The sequence below is a fragment of the Enterococcus silesiacus genome (genome assembly GCF_001886225.1).
In the GTDB taxonomy this organism is placed as follows: Bacteria; Bacillota; Bacilli; order Lactobacillales; family Enterococcaceae; genus Enterococcus_L; species Enterococcus_L silesiacus.
This window is the reverse complement of the sequence record NZ_JXLC01000016.1, coordinates 40037-59767: the sequence shown is the minus strand read 5'-3', so window position 1 is coordinate 59767 and position 19731 is coordinate 40037. Positions and strand designations below refer to the sequence as shown.

Annotated in this window: 19 protein-coding genes; all 19 read left to right on the top strand. The window is 37.1% G+C overall.

Annotated features, from left to right (window positions below; translation table 11 throughout):
• Positions 1-28 precede the first annotated feature (28 nt).
• Positions 29-2179 carry a beta-glucosidase BglX gene (gene bglX / locus RV15_RS11570; RefSeq protein WP_071878204.1) on the top strand — a complete coding sequence of 717 codons (2151 nt, stop codon included), beginning with the start codon at positions 29-31 and terminating at the stop codon, positions 2177-2179.
• Between the two features lie 14 nt (positions 2180-2193).
• Positions 2194-5499: a GH36-type glycosyl hydrolase domain-containing protein gene (locus RV15_RS11565; RefSeq protein WP_071878203.1), complete on the top strand. Its 3306-nt coding sequence runs from the start codon at positions 2194-2196 to the stop codon at positions 5497-5499.
• A 13-nt stretch (positions 5500-5512) separates the two neighbouring features.
• Positions 5513-6481: a LacI family DNA-binding transcriptional regulator gene (locus tag RV15_RS11560; RefSeq protein ID WP_071878202.1), complete on the top strand. Its 969-nt coding sequence runs from the start codon at positions 5513-5515 to the stop codon at positions 6479-6481.
• Positions 6482-6486: 5 nt separating this feature from the next.
• Positions 6487-7236, top strand: a complete 750-nt coding sequence (locus tag RV15_RS11555) for an alpha/beta hydrolase (protein WP_071878201.1) — start codon at positions 6487-6489, stop codon at positions 7234-7236.
• Between the two features lie 192 nt (positions 7237-7428).
• Entirely contained in the window at positions 7429-7857 is a 429-nt protein-coding gene (locus RV15_RS11550; RefSeq protein WP_071878200.1) for a MarR family winged helix-turn-helix transcriptional regulator, read from the top strand.
• 69 nt (positions 7858-7926) lie between these two features.
• The gene (locus RV15_RS11545; RefSeq protein WP_071878199.1) at positions 7927-8832 is read left to right on the top strand and encodes a magnesium transporter CorA family protein; all 906 of its coding nucleotides are present in this window, start codon (positions 7927-7929) and stop codon (positions 8830-8832) included.
• A 190-nt stretch (positions 8833-9022) separates the two neighbouring features.
• The gene (locus RV15_RS11540) at positions 9023-10996 is read left to right on the top strand and encodes a BglG family transcription antiterminator (protein WP_071878198.1); all 1974 of its coding nucleotides are present in this window, start codon (positions 9023-9025) and stop codon (positions 10994-10996) included.
• A 2-nt stretch (positions 10997-10998) separates the two neighbouring features.
• Positions 10999-11454, top strand: coding sequence for a PTS sugar transporter subunit IIA (locus tag RV15_RS11535; protein ID WP_071878197.1), 456 nt, complete (start codon positions 10999-11001; stop codon positions 11452-11454).
• Positions 11455-11472: 18 nt separating this feature from the next.
• Positions 11473-12810 (top strand): PTS galactitol transporter subunit IIC, encoded by a 1338-nt coding sequence (locus RV15_RS11530; RefSeq protein WP_071878196.1) that lies wholly within the window; start codon positions 11473-11475, stop codon positions 12808-12810.
• A 24-nt stretch (positions 12811-12834) separates the two neighbouring features.
• Positions 12835-13119: a PTS sugar transporter subunit IIB gene (locus RV15_RS11525; RefSeq protein WP_071878195.1), complete on the top strand. Its 285-nt coding sequence runs from the start codon at positions 12835-12837 to the stop codon at positions 13117-13119.
• Between the two features lie 11 nt (positions 13120-13130).
• Positions 13131-13958, top strand: coding sequence for a class II fructose-bisphosphate aldolase (locus RV15_RS11520; RefSeq protein WP_071878194.1), 828 nt, complete (start codon positions 13131-13133; stop codon positions 13956-13958).
• Positions 13959-13972: 14 nt separating this feature from the next.
• Positions 13973-14674 (top strand): triose-phosphate isomerase, encoded by a 702-nt coding sequence (locus tag RV15_RS11515; RefSeq protein WP_071878193.1) that lies wholly within the window; start codon positions 13973-13975, stop codon positions 14672-14674.
• 3 nt (positions 14675-14677) lie between these two features.
• The gene (locus RV15_RS11510) at positions 14678-15193 is read left to right on the top strand and encodes a YjbQ family protein (protein WP_071878192.1); all 516 of its coding nucleotides are present in this window, start codon (positions 14678-14680) and stop codon (positions 15191-15193) included.
• Between the two features lie 344 nt (positions 15194-15537).
• Positions 15538-16245, top strand: coding sequence for a GntR family transcriptional regulator (locus tag RV15_RS11505; RefSeq protein WP_071878191.1), 708 nt, complete (start codon positions 15538-15540; stop codon positions 16243-16245).
• Positions 16246-16339: 94 nt separating this feature from the next.
• Positions 16340-16843, top strand: coding sequence for a PTS sugar transporter subunit IIB (locus RV15_RS11500; RefSeq protein WP_071878190.1), 504 nt, complete (start codon positions 16340-16342; stop codon positions 16841-16843).
• Positions 16843-17658, top strand: a complete 816-nt coding sequence (locus tag RV15_RS11495) for a PTS mannose/fructose/sorbose/N-acetylgalactosamine transporter subunit IIC (protein WP_083429168.1) — start codon at positions 16843-16845, stop codon at positions 17656-17658. Before RV15_RS11500 ends, RV15_RS11495 begins: the two co-directional genes overlap by 1 nt.
• A 2-nt stretch (positions 17659-17660) precedes the next feature.
• A complete protein-coding gene (locus RV15_RS11490; protein ID WP_071878189.1) occupies positions 17661-18479 on the top strand; it encodes a PTS system mannose/fructose/sorbose family transporter subunit IID in 819 nt (272 codons plus the stop codon).
• Positions 18480-18528: 49 nt separating this feature from the next.
• Positions 18529-18945, top strand: coding sequence for a PTS sugar transporter subunit IIA (locus RV15_RS11485; protein WP_071878188.1), 417 nt, complete (start codon positions 18529-18531; stop codon positions 18943-18945).
• Complete coding sequence (locus RV15_RS11480; RefSeq protein WP_071878187.1) at positions 18935-19711, top strand: glucose-6-phosphate isomerase family protein; 777 nt, start codon at positions 18935-18937, stop codon at positions 19709-19711. The genes RV15_RS11485 and RV15_RS11480 overlap by 11 nt, the downstream gene beginning before the upstream one ends.
• The last annotated feature ends 20 nt before the right edge of the window (positions 19712-19731 follow it).

Below are 19731 nucleotides of genomic sequence, written 5' to 3'. Positions count from 1 at the left end.
CAAATAAAAAAAGAAAAGGTGAATAAATATGGAGCACAAGCAACTGACTGAATTATTGGAGCAAATGACATTAGATGAAAAAGTAGGACAACTCTTGCAATTAGCAGCAGAGTTTTATTCTGAAAAAGCAGAGGAAAAAACCGGGCCCATGACCAATCTTGGTTTAACCCAGGATGACATCAACAATGCAGGAACAACACTGGGTATTTCAGGGGCAAAAGAAGCGATTCGGGTACAAAAAGCCTATATGGAAAACAATCGATTAGGAATTCCAATGATTCTAATGGCTGATATCATTCATGGCTTCCGTACAATTTTTCCAATCCCACTTGGTTTAGGCAGCTCATGGGATTTAGATGCAGCTAAAAAAGTTGCGGAAATTTCAGCGAAAGAAGCAGCAGTATCTGGTTTGCATGTAACATTTTCCCCGATGGTTGACTTGGTTCGTGATCCTCGTTGGGGACGTGTTATGGAATCCACAGGTGAAGATCCTTTTTTAAATAGTCGTTTTGCGGAAGCGTTTGTTAAGGGCTATCAAGGAGAAGATTTAAAAAATGATTTCTTTCGTGTCGCTGCCTGTGTCAAACATTTTGCGGCATATGGTGCTGCTATTGGGGGGCGGGATTACAACACTGTAAATATGTCTGAAAGACAACTAAGGGATAGTTACTTACCAGGTTATCAAGCGGCTCTTGATGCAGGAGCTAAATTAGTCATGACGTCCTTTAATATAGTTGACGGAGTGCCGGCAACAGGAAATAAATGGCTGTTTAGGGATGTATTACGAAAAGAGTTTGGCTTTGACGGCGTTGTCATTTCCGATTGGGGAGCTGTGATCGAGCTGATTCCTCATGGCGTGGCGCAAGACAAAAAACAAGCAGCGGAACTTGCGATTGAAGCAGGTGTGGATATCGAGATGATGACGACCTGCTATACAGAAAATTTAAAAGAACTGATAAAAGAAAATAGTGTGGACGAAGCTTTATTGGATGAAGCTGTTTTACGTATCTTGACATTGAAAAATGACCTAGGACTGTTTGAAAATCCTCATCGGGGAGCAAATGTTGCGTTAGAAGAGGAAGTTGTCTTATCCAAAGAACATCGTGCAGCAGCTAGAGAAGTTGCTAGAAGGTCGATTGTTTTGTTAAAAAATGAAAATAGTTTACCGTTATCTACACAAGAGACCGTAGCTATTGTGGGACCAGCGGCAGCATCAAATGATGTTTTAGGTGTTTGGTCTTGGCAAGGGAAAAAAGCAGAAGCAGTTTCTTTGGCACAAGGTGTAGCTCAGCTTGGCGCAGACTATGTGATTGGAAAAGAAGCTTTTGATTATTTTGAACCAACTCAAGCAGCGATTGATGAAGCAGTTTCTCTTGCCAAAAAAGCCGATAAAGTCGTCTTAGCTCTTGGGGAAGAAGATTGGATGAGTGGTGAAGCCTCAAGTCGTAGTGATATTCGCTTGCCTCAGGCGCAATTGGATCTATTCAAAACAATACAAGCAATAAATGAGAATGTCATTGTGACCCTTTATAATGGTCGACCACTTGATCTTCAAGGGATTGATTCTGCAAAAGCAATCGTAGAAGCTTGGTTTCCAGGGACAGAAGGCGGTGCTGCTTTAGCTGATATTTTATATGGTAAATACAATCCTAGTGGGCGTTTAAGCATGTCATTTCCTGAAACTGTAGGACAAGTTCCAGTCTATTACAATTATGATAATACAGGGAGACCCTATAAACCTGGTTCACAGGAGAAATACGAGACAAAATATTTGGATGTTTCCAATTTTGCAAAATATCCCTTTGGTTTTGGCTTAAGCTACAGCACGTTTGTTTATTCTGATTTGCATCTAAATACGACGGAGTTAATCCCAGGTGAAGCCATTACAGCAACCATTACTATTGAAAATCAGTCAGATATTGTTGGTGAAGAAACGGTTCAATTGTATATTCGAGATCAAATCGGTCAAGTTGTCCGCCCGGTGAAAGAATTAAAAGGGTTTGAAAAGGTAATGATTCCCGCACATGATAAAAGGACAGTAGAATTTACAATCACTGAGCAACTGTTACGTTATGTCCATAGCGATCAAAATAATACCAGTGATCCAGGATTATTTGATGTAATGATCGGTTCAAGCAGTAAGGACGTATTAACACAAACGTTCAAATTATTAAAGTAGATAGGAAGAGAGCTATGACGCATAAAAAACAACGATTTGAGCATAATGGAACAACGGTCTCCTTCTTAGAAAATGGTGATCTTTTTGAAATTCTGCATGAAAATATCATGATCAACCAATTAAATGGCAATGCGTTAGATGGTAGTTTAAATCAACTGTATTTAAGAGTTTATGATGAAAAAGGGATACAGTCAGTGCCGATGATTGGCTCTAATGCGGCCAGTCAACTCTATGTCGGCAAAGAGCAGCTATCTTGGCTAGGAAATTTTTTAGCTGTAACATATCAGGTTGATTTTCAAGTAGCCGAATCAGGCATTTGGTTTTGGCAAGTGAGATTAACGGGAACTGGACAAAAAGTCGATGTCGTCTATGGCCAAGATATCGGCAATGCAACAAAAGGTGCGGTTCGTTCAAATGAAGCCTACATGTCGCAATATGTGGATCACCATGTTACAAAAGAAAATGATAGTATTGTCATTTCATCTAGACAAAACCAACCACAAGACGGGAATTTCCCCGTTGTTGAGCAGGGCAGTTTGAATCCAATCGTCGGCTTTTCGACAGATGGGTATCAATTTTTTGGACGTGACTATAAGGAAACCAACCAAGCAATGGCCTTGAGTCAAGCCTTTTTAGCAAATGAAGTTTACCAATATGAGTTTGCTTATATTGCTTTGCAAACAGAACAATACAATGTAACAGAACAAGAAACAACAATTGTCTTTTATGGTGCTCCTCTAAAGAATCAAGAAACGGTGATTAAGCAACCTATAGTTTCAAGAGAAGAGATTCAAAAAAGTTATGACTCATTAAAAATAGCAACGCTTGACGGGCAAGGCGCGACCGTAGAAAAAAAAGTAGGCGCACCACTGACAGGAAAAACATTTACTGAAGAAGAACTGAATGAGCTGTTTCCGCATCAAGAGTTAGTTGAACGAATCAATGGTAATCTTGCTTCATTTTTTACCGAAGATTATCACCATGTTGTTTTGAAAGAAAAGGAAACAGCGATGGAAAGAGCGCATGGACATATTCTTTTAAGTGGAACGGAATTAAGCGTGGAACAACCTATAATGAGTACAACGGTTTACATGTATGGTTTATTCAATTCTCAAATCGTTTTGGGTAATACGTCGATGAATAAATTAATGAGCAATAGCCGTAATTCTTTAAATATCATGAAGCAATCAGGGCAAAGAATCTATATCAGAGACGGTGAGAAGTGGCGTATACTAACGATGCCATCTGCATTTGAGATGGGATTGAACAACGCGACATGGCATTATAAATTAGAGGATGATATAATCACAGTGAGAACGTTTACTGTATGTGAGACAAGAGAAGTTCGCACAGAAGTGATGAGTCTGAAAGGAATAAAGCGTACGTTTGCTGTAACGAATCAGTTGGTGATGAATGACGATGAGGAAGAACCTGCATATGAAATAGTAAAAACAAGTCAACTAGTTACGGTGAAAGCTTCAGCAAACTCAGTGATTCATGAAGAGTATCCAGATTTAACATATTATATTTCATTGGATCAACCATTTGAATTGACGGACGAACGATTGTTTTTATCTGGTCAGTCTGAAGAGGTTCTGACGACTTTTGTCATTGAAGCGTGTCAAGGTTTTTCAATGCGGATTCAAGGCAGTTTAACAGGCTCCACATTTCAAACAATAAAGACAACACCAGAACAGGAAAATTCTCAGTATCTGACCTTTATTAATGGATTATTGAATAATTTTCAATTAAAACATGAAACAGAAGCCGTAGAATCAATGAATGTTTTATCTCGATGGTATACACATAATATGCTTGTGCACTATCTTTCTCCTCATGGGTTGGAACAATATGGCGGTGCTGCTTGGGGAACTAGAGATGTTTCTCAAGGACCTACAGAGTATTTTTTTGCTGTCAATCGACCAGAAGTGGTAGGATCAATCATCAAAAATGTTTATGCTAATCAATTTGCAGATGATGGAAATTGGCCGCAGTGGTTTATGTTCGATCGCTATGAAAAGCAAAAAGCTGATGAAAGCCATGGCGATATCATCGTCTGGCCGATGAAAATCGTAGCTGATTATTTGGCTAAAACAAAAGATTTTGAGATTTTAAATCAAAAAATCCCGTACACTGATCGCACAACCTTTACAAAAACGACTGAAGCATATGCTTTACTCGATCATGTGAAAAAAGAAATTCAATTCACTGAAGATCATTTCTTACAAGGAACCTATCTATCATGTTACAGCGATGGGGATTGGGATGATACGCTGCAGCCATATGATAATAAATTGAAAAAATACATGGCAAGCAGTTGGACTGTTGCCTTGACCTATCAAGTAGTAGAAAAATTATCTCGTTTACTAGTAGAGATCGATAGTAACTATGGTAAGCATTTACACGAATTAGCGACAAATATTAAAGCTGATTTTGAAAAATATATGTTATCGACTGAAACGATCCCGGGCTTTGTTTATATGGAAGATCCAGATCATGTTGAATTGATGATCCATCCAAGCGATCAAAAAACTGGCATCCAGTATCGGTTATTGCCAATGACTCGCAGTATGATTGCTGAATTGTTAACTGTTGAACAAGCTGAACACCATTATGGTATTATAAAAGAGTATTTACAATTTCCAGATGGCGTACGTTTGATGAATCAACCGGCAACTTATCGCGGCGGTGTAAGTACAAACTTCAAACGAGCAGAGCAAGCAGCAAATTTTGGTCGGGAAATCGGTTTACAGTATGTACATGCCCACATTCGTTATGTCGAGGCAATGGCTAAGTTAGGGCATGTTGATGAAACATGGCAAGCATTAAACATCATCAATCCGATTCAAATCAAAATTCATGTGAAAAATGCCGAAATACGCCAAGCTAATGCTTACTTTAGTAGCTCTGACGGCGATTTTAAGACTAGATATGAGGCACAAGATCATTTCAATCAACTAAAAGCTGGCCATGTCGGTGTTAAAGGTGGTTGGCGGATTTATTCCAGCGGACCAGGTATTTATATGAATCAACTATTGTCGAATGTTTTAGGAATCAGAGAAGATAAAGAGCAACTGGTTCTCGATCCAATATTGCCAATTGAACTAGACGGTTTAGAAATGATTTATCAATTAGCAGGTAAAGCGGTAAACATTATTTTCCATCTGGGTAGCCAAAAAGGAACTATTTTGGTAAACGGACAGGAACTAGCAACAATAAGGGAACCCAATCCATATCGTCAAGGTGGCTTAGTTGTTTCGATCGCTGAATTAAAAACATATTTACATCAAAAGGAAAATCAACTAGATATTTATTGTTAGGAGATGAGCGTACATGGTAGGAATCAAGGAAATTGCAAAAAAAGCAGGGGTGTCAATTTCAACTGTTTCTTATGCGTTAAATGGTAGTCCAAAAGTCACTGAAGCAACTAGAGCAAGAATCCAAGCGATTGCAGAGGAATTGGACTATGTTCCTAACATGGCCGCTCGTACGCTGAAAAGGCAGCAAACGAATATTATTGGTGTGTACCTCGCTGATTATGGCGGTAGTTTTTATGGTGAATTGCTTGATGGCATCAAAAAAGGTTTGGAAGCTCATAATTTTGAAATGATTGTCTGTAGCGGGAATAAATCGCATTTATTTATTCCAGAACGGATGATTGATGGCGCGATTGTATTGGATTGGACGTTTAAAAACAAAGAAATCGAGCAATTTGCTGATCGCGGACATTTTCTTGTGATTTTAGACCGTGTGATCACTCACAAAAATGTTCGTAAGGTCTTACTGGATAATAAAGGCGGTGCTACTTTAGCAATTGAAAAAGCTGTAGCTAACCAAACAAAAAAGATGTTTATCGTTTCAGGCCCCAAAAAAAGTTATGACGGGCAAGAACGTTTAGAGGCAAGTATCAAAGAATTAGCACGCTTCGGTGTTGATTATGAAGTTATCTCAGGAGACTTTACAGCACCGTCAGGCTATCGAGCGGCTAAAGAAATCATGGGGAAACAGCCAACATTACCAGTCGATATTTTTGCATTGAATGATGAAATGGCGATCGGTATCTACAAATATGCTAAAGAAACGAATTACAAAATAGGTCGAGATATTCGTTTGATTGGTTTCGACAATATTGATATTAGCGCTTTTGTACAACCGAGATTGGCCACGATTTCTTATTCTAAACACCGCTGGGGTATGTTGGCTGCTGAAAAAATCATTCAATTGATTGCTGGCGAAAAAACAGAAGATGAACATATTTATACAAGCTTTATCGATGGTGATTCTTTTTCTGAAAGGACTTAATAAAAATGACGATTGCTCGTATGAATTTCCGCTCACATTCATTGGATAAAGCGACTAGTATAACGATTTATTTACCTGAAAATATGACACGTCATTCTCCCGTGATCTATTTGTTGCATGGTTATTCAGATGATTGCAATACATGGCTAGATAGAACATCTTTAGCACGCTTTGCTGAGGACTATCCCTTTGTGATCATAATGCCTCAAGTGGAGCTCAGCTACTATACAGATATGGTGTCGGGCTCCGATTATTGGGAGTATTTAACACAAGAGTTACCTAAGAAGATTCATGAATGGTTTGGATTAGCGTCACCGGCAAATAACACGTTTGTTGCAGGCATATCAATGGGTGGTTACGGTGCTTTTAAATGGGGAATGTCTTTTCCAGAGCAAGTAAGAGCAGTGGCTTCGTTGTCTGGTGCGCTAGATGTTTTGTCTTTATGGAAGCGGGATGCGAGCAGAAATAAGGTCTTTGGCCTTGCTTTTGGAAATAAGGTACGGTTATCAAAAAGTTCTGATAATCTTTTTCAATTATTTTCTACACAATTGGGGGAAGCGTCAGCGCCGTATTTTCTACAAATTTGTGGAACAGAGGATTTTCTTTATCAGGACAACCAGACTTTTCGAAGCAAAGCAGCACAGACGCTTGCGCACTATTCTTATGAAGAACATGCAGGTGGTCATACTTGGGACTTTTGGAACCAAGTAATACAACGCGTTCTCGCTTATTTTTCAGCATTAAATCAAGCATAGATCTACAGCAGAAAAAATCGAATGTCATTGTATCGTGTCACACAAGAGTCTTTAGCTAAGTAATTTATTTAGTTAAAGGCTTTTTTATGTGTATATAACAAATCATATCCTATTATTGTATGATAGATGTTTTTTAAATAGTTGTAAAATAAAGTATTTTAGTTTAAACTATTAAAAAAAGGGGTGATGAGAATGATATCGAATCGAGACGGTTTAGCAGAAAAAGTTTATTTGCTTGGTATGCAGCAACAAAAATATGTAGTAGTGAGATTAAAGATGTTACAATTAAACAGTTTACAAGCCCGCAGTCTTAGTTATATTTTTCTTCATCCAGGAACTATTCAACGAGAAATAGCAGATTATTTGGGTAAAAAACAGGCAACAGTCACAAATGTTTTAAAGGGTTTGGAAGAACGAAAACTTGTTTATCGTGAAATACCTAAAGACAACGAGCGACAGAAAAATATCTTTCTGACTGCTGAAGGTGAGCAGTTGGTTGCTCAAGTAAATTTGATTTTTGAACAGTTAGATCAGAAAGTTCGTAATGGTTTGACCAAAGAAGAACAAGAACAACTGGAAATCAATCTAACTAAAGCCCAAAAGAACTTTGAAGCGAATTAGGAAGATTTTTTTGTCGTAGAGGAACTGGCTGAGGCCTTTTAGGAAAGTTTAAAATTAGGAGGTTTTCATATGATGATGGAAAAGAAATTTGGTACTGGTGAAAATGTTTGGATCAACATTGATTCTGATCAGATTGCAACTGACTCGGATTTATATAAACAATATGGTATTGATAGTGAGATCATCTCTTATGCATTAGATAAAAATGAACGTGCTCGTATTGAATATGATAATGAGCTTGATGCGTTTATTTTGATTTACAACGTCCCACAAAATAAAAAGAGCAACAATCACTATGAAGCGGTACCAATGACATTTCTAATTAAAAATAAACAATTATTGACAATAACGAATAATGAGAATGCCTATATCATTCAATATATGGAAAAATATTTACAAAACAATTCAGAAATTTCCGTTTTTAAGTTCTTATTTTCCAGCTTATTCTTGATTACAGATAAATTTTTCCCAGTGATAGAAGAGATGAATCGTGAGCGAAATCATATTAATAATATGTTGAAAGAAAAAACAACTAAGAAGAACTTGCTGGCGTTATCAGATGTAGAAACAGGCGTTGCTTATTTTATATCTGCGACAAAACAAAATGCTGTTTTATTAGAACAGATCAAAACCAATGCAATTTACCAATCATTGAATGAAGTTGAAAAAGAACAGTGGGAAGATACACTGATTGAGGCAAGACAATTAGTTGAAATGGCGCAATTAACGGCACAAGTTTTGCAGCAATTATCTGGTACGTATAATAATATTTTAAATAATAATTTGAATGATACGATGAAAATTTTGACCGTTCTTTCTATTTTATTAACCATTCCAACGATTGTAACTGGTTTTTTTGGGATGAATATGCCGTTACCATTGGAACATAATATTTTAGGTTGGGTGATTGCGATCGGTATTAGTTTGATTGGCTGGTTTGGCTTATCCTTTATTTTACGTCTGATTTTAAAATGATAAAATGTCGAATGACTAAACAGTATGGGAATTATTTCCTGATACTGTTTTTTTATTTTTCTGTCTTAATGCATAAAATAACGATCTTGCTAACGATGTCCACATTAATGTGGAAATAGAAGATGATTTACTATCTATTAAACTATTCGTATACTCTAATTATGGAAAGCGCTTTCCGGAGGTGTGATAAATGGAAAAACGAACAAAACGAGAAAATGAGTTGATTCGTTTACTGCTACATCAAAAAGAGTACCAAGCAACCAATTATTTCAGTAAGAAGCTCTCTGTATCAAATAAGACGACGTATACAGACTTAAAAAGTATAGAAGCTTACCTTAGTGAAAATGGATTAATGATTGATCGCGTTCCAAGAAAAGGCATTTATTTAATTGGAACGAAAGAAGCAAAAGAACGCTTAAAAGGAATGATTCAACAGGATCGGGTCCTTGTTTTAGAAGATGAGGAATTTTCACCAGCTTATCGACAATTGATCATGTTTTCATCTATTTTACTTGACGATGAAAAAATAACATATGACGATTACGCGCAACGATTTTTGGTCAGTAAGCAATCGATCAAAAAAGATATGGATGAAGTGTTGCATTATTTAAAAAAGACGGAGCTTCTTGAGCTTAATGAGCGTAGAATCAATGCTTTTGAAAAAGAAAGTACGATTCAAAAGGTCTATAAAAAATATTTAGTACGGTACAGTAAAAGATACCATCCACATGCTGAAAAGAGTCAAAGCGACAGTTTAGATTTTCTTTCTGAAATTATTGAAGCCCTGATCATTCAATTGGTGAACGAGTTTATTGAAAAAATAATGATTCATACGGGAAAAATACTAAATGATTATTTTGTGTACTCTTTAAAATTGTCACTGATTATTTTTCTAACTAGACTTAAAACGGGGCATCACATGGAAAAGCAAAATGAATTTATTTTTAAGGATTTGCAGAAAATGCAACTGTATATGGTTGCTCTAAACTTCTCAGAAGAAATCAATCAAGAACTAAATTGTATTTTTTCTAAGAATGATATGCAATATATGTGTTCACTATTATTCGCTCATAGTGTTGTGCCGGGAATATCAGATTTACCTGTTGACCAAAAATTGAATGATGTAACTGATGCCTTGATCAAAGATATGACACATCTACTCGATGTAAAAGTCGATAAAGATGAGCAATTATATCATTCATTGATTGCCCATATTATGCCAATGCTCCACCGATTAAAAAATGATATTTTCGTACGAAATCCGCTTAAGGATAGCATCAAGAAGCAATATACTACGATGTTTACATTAACACAATTTGCCTCTGCTGTTTTTGAAAAATACTATTCACTTTTTTTAAATGAAGATGAAGTATCATTTTTGACAATTCACTTTCAAGTAGCATTCGAAAAAATTCAATTAACGAAACATGTTCTAATTGTCTGTGGTAATGGATTGGCGACATCTGAATTGATTTTTAATCGCATCAAACAAAACTTGCCAGCAAGTGTCGTGGTTGAAATTGGAACAGAAAAACAGCTTTTGGACAATCCAGTGGATGATATTGACTTAATCATTGCAGCGATTCCACTTGAAATAGAGCAAATTCCTGTTCTTCACGTATCCGCTTTACCTACTGCAGAAGAAGTGGCAATGATTGCAACTTATTTATCCAACATCAGTGAAAATGAAAAAACATTTACGTATTCAAAAGAAAATAGCACGATTTCTTTGCTTCCATTTATCCAAAAAGAATTAATTTTCTTAGACCAAAGTTTTCATCGGAAGGAAGATGTTTTAGCGTATTTAATTCAACAATATCAAGCATTAGGGTTGGTAAATGAGGGGTTTGAAGAGTCAATAATTCAAAGAGAAGAGCTGGGTAACACCAGTATTGTTAGCGGAGTAGCGATTCCGCACAGTGCACCAGACACAGTCAAAGAAACTAAGTTATCTTTTATAACAACGAAACAACCTATTCAATGGGGAATAAATCAAGTACGTCTAATTGTTACAATCGCAATTGCAGAAAAAGATATGGTTATAGCCAAAGATTTGGTGTCGGCTTTATATGACAGAATCGATTCAAAAGAGCGTGTTGAGCAGATCAGTCAAAGTCAAAGCGTGGAAGAACTGATAGCTTTTTTGAAAAGGAGGGAATGTTGAAGATGTATTTTAATAGTGAGATCGCTGAATTTCAAGTAGAAGTTAAGGATAGAAATGAAGCATTTCAACGGTTAGCGAAAGAATTAAGAGAAAAACAGTTTATTACAGATGATTTTCTTGAACAGATTATTGAAAGAGAGGAGCGTTTTCCAACAGGACTTCCTGTTACGAATATTGGTGTTGCAATTCCGCACACTGACAGTGACTATGTAAAAAAATCGCAAATTGCTTTTATGTCTTTGAAAGAACCCATCACATTTTTTGAAATGGGTACTGCTGATAAACCAGTTGATGTTCATATGATTTTCATGCTGGCGTTAAAAGAACCGCATGAACAATTGGAAATGTTGCAAAAGCTGATTGGGATGATTCAACAGCCGGAAATAATGGGAAAGCTATATCATTGTCAATCAAAACCAGAATTCATTCAAATTATTCATGATGCTGGCTTAGCGTAAAGAAATGGAGGAAATAATATGTTAGATGCGTTACAGTGGTTTGTTGACTTGGGTGCAATCGTCGTTTTACCAATCTTGATTTTTGTGTTTGGTATGATTCTTGGAACAAAACCGGCTAAAGCTTTTACATCTGCTTTGACAGTCGGTGTAGGGTTTGTAGGGTTGAATTTGGTGATTGATTTATTGAGCAGTAGTTTAGGGCCCGCGGCACAAGCGATGGTTGAGCGTTTTGGTCTAAATTTGACAACTATCGATGTGGGCTGGCCGGCGGCTGCCGCAATTTCATATGGAACTGTTTTAGGAAGTTTGGCCATTCCTATTGGCGTGTTACTAAATGTGGGATTGATTATTTTGGGGTTAACGAAGACCTTGAATGTTGATATTTGGAATTTTTGGCATGGTGCGTTTATTGCTTCTTTAGTTTACGCATTAACCGGAAATTTTGCGATTGGAATCGCAGCAACAGTTGTTTACATGATGATGATTTTATTGTTTGGCGATATTCTAGGCCCAGTTGTAAAAAAATTCTATGGTTTTCCTAATATTACATTTCCGCATGGCACTGCGGCACCAGGCTTTATCTTTGCAATACCGATGAATTGGCTATTTGATCGTATTCCAGGCATCAAAAATTGGAAGGCAGATCCTGAAACGATCCAAAAACGTTTTGGTATTTTCGGCGATTCGACGGTGATGGGCTTTCTGATCGGCTTAGTGATTGGTCTTTTTGCAGGATATGATGTTGCTGGAGTTTTACAACTAGCCGTTAAAACAGGTGCTGTGATGGTGTTGATGCCGAAAATGGTTGCACTTTTGATGGAAGGATTGACGCCAATTTCAGAAGCAGCTAATGAATTTGTCAAGAAGCGTTTTCCTGGAAGAGAATTATATATTGGGATGGATGCTGCATTATCAGTAGGACATCCAGCCGTTCTGTCTTCTTCCCTGTTATTAGTACCAATCACAATTTTATTAGCAGTTATTTTGCCAGGAAATACAACCTTGCCGTTTGGAGATCTTGCAACGATTCCTTTCTTAGTTTGTTTAATGGCTGCTGTTTTCGCTGGAAACATCGTTCGAACGGTAATCGCAGGTTCAATCTATATGGTAAGTATTCTTTATATCACGTCTTGGGTCGCTCCACTTGTTACGATGTCAGCTAAGGCAGCAAACTTTGATCTACAAGGAAATTCAAGTATTACAGCACTTGCTGAAGGTGGCTTATGGACGACATGGATGTACGTTGGTCTGACCAAACTATTAAGCTGGGGCGGTTTAGCCATCATAGGAGTAGTTGTACTATGTGGAATGATTTATGTGAATAAAATTTTACCCAAAAGACAAGTAAACAAATAAACGAAATGAGAGGAAGTATAGACGATGAAAAAAATGTTGATCATGTGTGGTACTGGTGTAGCTACTTCTACAATCGTAACAAACAAAGTGAAAGAATGGTTGAAAGCAAAAGGGTACGAAAATGATGTACGATTATATCAATCAAAAGTCGCTGATGAGATGAACCGAATTGATGATTATGACATTATTGTTAGTACAACGGTCGTTCCAGATAAAATCAAAGATAAAATCATCATGGGCTTACCGCTATTAACAGGAATGGGAACTGAGGAAATGTATCAAGAAATTGAAGCTAAAATCAAAGAATAGGAGGGATTGCTTTGTTAGTTACATCTAAAGAATTATTTGAACAGGCTCAAAAAGAACAATTTGCTATTCCCGCTACTAATTTTTTTGACTTAGATTCAGCACGAGCATATGTGAGCGTGGCTGAACGTATGAATAAGCCTTTAATTCTTGCTTTTGCACAGGCACATATGGATATGATGTCATTAGAAGAGGCCGCTTTGATTGGAAACTATTTAGCAAAAAAAGCAAAAGTACCGGTGGTCTTACATTTAGATCATGGACAAAATGAAGCGATTATAAAACAAGCCATAGAATTAGGATTTTCATCCGTCATGATCGATGCGTCCCTTGATCCATTTGCAGAAAACGTTCGTCGTTCCAAAGCAATTACAGATTATGCTCATGAAAGAGGCGTCGTTGTTGAAGCAGAAATCGGGTTTGTCGGTTCTGGTGTGAATTATGAAAATCACGACCACAGCGATTCCATATACACCGAGGTAAAAGATGCGATGCGCTTTGTTGAAGAGACCAATGTAGATTCTTTAGCTGTTTCGATTGGAACAGCTCACGGGTTTTATAAAGGAACACCCAAAATTAGTTTTGAACGCTTGGCAGAACTTCAAAAGGCTGTAAAAATACCGCTCGTATTACATGGAGGTTCTTCTTCAGGCGATGATAACTTACATCGATGTGCCACAGAAGGAATCAGTAAAATCAATATATTTACTGACTTTATTACGGCAGCAATGAAAACGATCGAAGAAGAGAATCCTACCGATTATTTTCAATTAAAAAAAGAGGCCAATCAGGCAATGGAAAAAACATTGGAACATTACTTTACAGTATTTTCAACTAAATAAAAGAGGTGATCATTTTGAAAAAAAGAACAGTTCGAGCGCCATTTTTCTGTGTGAATCCCAAAGCATATTTATATGGGGATGCAGCTTTAAAATTAGCGAAAGAGGCAGATGAACTTGCCGAAAAATATGATATAGATATTTTTTTCACGGTTCAGTATGTTGATGCCTATCGCATTGCCCAAGCAACAAAACACTTGATCATTACGGTGCAACATATGGATGGGTTAACCGTGGGACCAGGTATGGGCTACATTTTACCAGAAGGGCTTGTAGAGGCAGGTGTGCAAGCAACATTTTTGAACCATGCTGAACATCCTGTTGGAATCAATCAACTAGTCACTATCATGAAACGAGCGAAAGAGCTAGGAGTCTTAGTGATTGCCTGTGCAGATTCAATTGTAGAAGCACAAGCCATTGCGACACTCAAACCTGATGTAATGGTTTGTGAGCCAACAGCATTGATTGGAACTGGGAATACTAGTGATAGTTCATATATGAAACAAACGAATGAAGCCGTAAAATCTGTTTCACCTAAAACATTTGTACTTCAAGCCGCAGGTATCAGCACCATTGAAGATGTTCGGCAAGCGATAGAATCCGGGGCAGATGGCACGGGCGGGACAAGCGGGATCGTGTGTGCGAAAGATCCTCTTCAAACATTGCGTGATATGGTGGAAGCAGTTGCTAAAGTCAGAGCAGAGTCAAAGGAGCAATAAAGAATGAAGACATATACGAAGGATTTAAGTTTAACCTCTAATGGACAACGTGTGAGTTATCATAATATCACTGAAGTGGTGAAACAAGCTGTTAAGGAAAGTGAGATAGCAAACGGAATATGCGTAGTTCAGTCCCCTCATACGACCTGTTCAGTAATTTTTGAAGAATTTGTTCACGATTTAGATTTCAATGGAGATGAATTTTTACAAGTGGATTTAAATCGAATTCTAGACAAGATCATTCCTAGGGAGTTGTCAGAAGAAACAAATTATCGTTATCCAGGTCCTAAGCATCTTGACTTTCTAATGAGCTTGGATGATCCAAATTATCCAAGTGATCCTGGTACGATTCTAAATGGAGATGCTCATATTCGTGCTTCTTTATTTGGCTCAAGTGAAACCTTTATTATCAAAGAAACGGCGCTTCAAATCGGATCAGTTGGTTATATCTATTTTATAGACTTTGATCAAAATCGTAAACGAAATCGAAAATGTCAGTTGATGATAATAGGGGAATAAATAGTTATAGAGGGAAGGCTATGTAGGATTAACGGGCAACGCAATTATGCTCACCTTGTTGCTTTAAGCTACTTTTATGAACGTGTATTGAACTTAGAGAACAACAAAACGAAAATTCGTTTTGTTGTTCTCTTTTTTGATTATAAGATGTATAACAATGTTCGCTATTGTTATACTAAAAAAAGAGTGTCAAGAATTAGTGGTAATTCGATTTAAAACGCAAGCATATAGCTTTTTTTATAAAAATAATCGATTTGAAATAAATTTCAGATATAAAATGTCTTGTAATAAATATGGTGATGTGCTATTGTTATGACAATGAGATGTGAACGGAAGGTGAAACAATGAATGACAACAGACTACCCTTATATATTCAAATCGCTAGCGATTTAAAATTTAAGATTCATTCTGGAGAGTGGGAAGTTGAAGATCAGATTCCAACAGAGTTTGAGTTGTGCAATATTTATGATGTCAGTCGTATTACCATTCGAAAAGCAATTGACCAACTCGTCAACGAAGGTCTTCTATACCGAAAACGTGCAGTAGGGACTTTTGTCCAATCAAAAGAGCCTGAAGTTAAAGAGATAACAGTAAAAAGTTTTACTCAAGAAATGAATGATCTCGGTCGGAAAGTACACACGTTAAAAGCTCATATAGAAAAAAAGACTGCTTCTGCTAAGATCGCTAATTTTCTAAATATTAAAGAAGGGGATCCAGTTCTAAACTTACAGCGAGTTTTCGGAACAGAGGATCTAGCATTTGCATTTTTTGATACATATTTTACGTATGATCCAGATTTTTCAACAGATGCCGAAGAGTATTATGGTTCTTTTTACGAGTATTTGAAAACCTTTGACATTGTTGTCGATTCGATCAAAGAATATGTGGAAGCGATCGAGCCAAGTGAGCAATTAGTCGAGGCGTTAAAGATCAATGAGCATACACCAATTTTAAAACGAGTAAGAATTACGCAACAGTTAGGGAAAGTGTTTCACGAGTATTCTGAGTGTTTTTACATTGGTAGCGAGTATCGTTATTATGTAGAAGGCTAAATTTGATTAAATGAAAGTGTATTTCTGAAAACAGGAATATATTTTCTTTATAATATAATGTAATGACAATATGTCAATATGAGGAGGAAGAAAAATGGCAATTTCATTTATTAGGATCGATGATCGAATTATTCATGGCCAAGTAGTGACACGATGGATGAGCGAACGAAAATGTGATGGTGTAGTAGCGGTGGACGATCCGTCAGCAAATAACCCAGTACTTGCAAAAATGTTGAAATCAGCAGTCCCTTCACCGTTAAAAGGATTTGTTTTAACAGAGGAAGAACTAATTAGAAAGTGGCCAAAAATTGTTGAAAGTAAACGACACTATTTTCTGATTGCTCGCTCACCCGAAACTTTAGTCAGAATTTTTGAAAGCGGTGTCGATTTTATTTCTGAGCATCAGGAGTTAAATGTCGGACCGATGAGTGTGAGAGATGGTGCAAAAAAATATGGGAAAAATCTAAGTATGATTCCAACAGAAGAAGTGGCCTTTGATACGTTGCAAAAAAATGGGATGACGGTCTCGTTTCAGTTAGTGCCTGATTCTAAAAAGAAAACCTGGACGGAGCTTAAAGCTGAAGGAGGAGAAAGTTAATGGATGGGACATTGTTATTACAGGCCATTGCAATTTCGGTCTTTTGCTACCTTGGTGCGTTATCGACACCTTGGCTGTTAGGACTAACAGGTGGTTGGTATACGATCACTAGACCACTTGTTTCGGGAATGATTGTAGGACTTATTTTAGGTGATTTAAAACAAGGAATATTGATAGGGGTCGCAATTCAGACCGTCTATATAGCAATGGTAACCCCTGGTGGACAAATGCCAGCTGATTTGAACTTTGTGGCCTTTCCGGCAATTGCTTTAGCCATGTTGTCCAATGCAAGTACTGAAGTTGCTGTCACACTTGCGACAACCATTGGTGTTCTTGGTACCATCGTATTTAATCTATATCAGGTTGTTAACTCTTTTTGGAATCATCGGGCAGTCGCTGCGATTCAAGAAGGTGATTACCGTAAGTTTCGATTAAATGCAATTGCAGGACCGCAAGCAACAAACTTTATTTCTCGATTTGTCCCTTCATTTTTAGTAGTCTATTTCGGCTCAGGTTTTGCCAAATCTATGCTAGATTCAATGCCACAATATTTGATCGATGTCATGAGCTATTTAGGTGGCGTTTTACCAGCAATTGGAATTGCAATGTTATTGACAGCTGTTGTTAAAGAGAACTCATTATTTCTTTTCTTCTTATTAGGATTTGTCTGTATTGTCTTTTTGAATTTAAATATGATTGCGCTAACAATTATAGCGGCTGTGATTGCTTATCTATATTATACAGGTTCAAGCAAAAAGAGTGTTGTTATGTCAAATGGTGTGATAGATGAAGAAGATGACGAGGAGGAATTTTAACGATGGCTGAAAAAATACTAGATAAAAAAACATTAACGAAATCGTATCATAAGTGGATGATGTATAACTTAGTTGCTATGAGTTTTGAGTTTTTAGAAGCAATGGGTTTTGCTCTTTCAATGGAGCCCATAGCAGATAAATTGTATAGCGATGAACCGGAAAAGAAAAAAGAAATGATGGAGCGTCACACGGCCTTTTATAATACCGAACCACAGGTTGGAGCTTTGATAAACGGAATTTCTGCTGGCTTGGAAGAACAAAAGGCTCTGGGAAACACTGGAATTACAGGTGAATTAATCAATAGTTTGAAGATTGGTTTAATGGGTCCTTTAGCTGGAATCGGTGATTCGATGGTACCAGGCATGTTGATTCCAATTTTACTTTCAATCGGAATGGGCTTATCGTCAAACGGCAGTATTTTAGGCGTTCTTTTCTACATTGTTGCCTATAACTGTATTATGTATTTTGGTTCTCGCTACCTATTTTTTAAAGGGTATGAACTTGGAGCAGAATCTGTTGATGTTTTTACAGGAGAAAAAGCGCAACAAATCACAAAAGCAATTACGGTATTGGGGATGACAGTAATTGGAGGTGTTGCGGCATCTTACGTAAAACTTGAAATACCTGCAAAATTTGCCTTAACTGGAACAGAGATCGACATTCAAGCCATTTTAGATGGGATTTTTCCTAAATTGGCACCACTCATGGTAATTTTCTTTTCTTGGTATTTGATGGCTAAAAAGAATGTCTCACCCGTTAAATTAATTATGATCTATTTTGTGGTTGCATTTGCTGGTGTGGGATTAGCATACTTATTTTAAAAAATTGTAGGAATAATAGAACGACATTTCAAAAAGGAGAATGAATAAAATGAATGATCGAATCATTTTAGTCAGCCATTTAGGTTTAGCTACAGGCATGAAAAAGGCGCTGGAATTTATCGTCGGAGAGCAGTCTCAACTTCATGCCGTAGAACTCGATGAAGCTGGAATCGAACATTTCAAAAAGAAACTTACCCTGTTACCAAATGATGGCCAATGTGATAGTACAATCCTTGTGAGTGATATACCTTCAGGCTCACCGGGTGCAACAGCTTATAGCTATTTTGCTGAAAGTGGGGATGTCCGGCTATTAAGCGGAATGAATCTTCCTTTAGTACTGGATTTGGTTTTATCAAGTGCAATAAAACCAACAGAACAATTAATACCTGATGCAATCACTGCAGCAAAAGAAACAATTCAAGAGTATACGATCCATTCAACTGGAGAGACAGAAGATGACTTTTAATAAAGTCTTAGATGTCTATTTGAATGAAGCAGATCTAGCTTTGAATTTTGGCTTGGATGTTTTTCATCCTGAAAAAGTAGAACAAAGATATTTGAATGATGTTCGTCATAGTTTATTAGACAGTGAAGCAAAAGGACCTGATGTTTTGTATTCAATCGCAATGGATGTTGGGAAAAAGCAACATGCAGATGATTTGATAACTCGTAATCTATTATATGGGGTAGTTGCTTATAATGCTGGTTTAATCGGAAGTGAATTGGTTCGCAGTCAAGGGCATATTCATGCAATATCGCCTTCATGTAATTCCTCTACACCAGAGGTTTATGAAATTTGGCAAGGGGAAGCTTACATTTACATGCAAGAGTTTGTTTCCGAGCGACCAGGCCGATGTGCTGCAATACTAGCTAAACCAGGAGATATTGTGATTGTGCCGCCAAAATGGGCTCACTATACAGTGAACGCTTCTCAACATCAAAAAATGTTATTCGGTGCATGGTGTATTCGTGACTACGCATTTGAGTATCAAGAAATCAGAGCTCGTCAAGGTTTAGCCTATTATCCAGTTGTAACGGATGGTGAAATAAACTGGATCGAAAATCCTAATTATTCACCTGAAGGTATGGAAGTAAAACAGGCGAGAGAATACCCAGAATTTGGCTTATCAAAACAAAATTTATATAGGCAATACGAAGAAAATCCGTCGCAATTTGAATTCGTCACAGATCCATTAAGCTATCAAAGTCTTTGGAATGATTTTCGACCATAGAAAGGAGAAAATCGCGAATG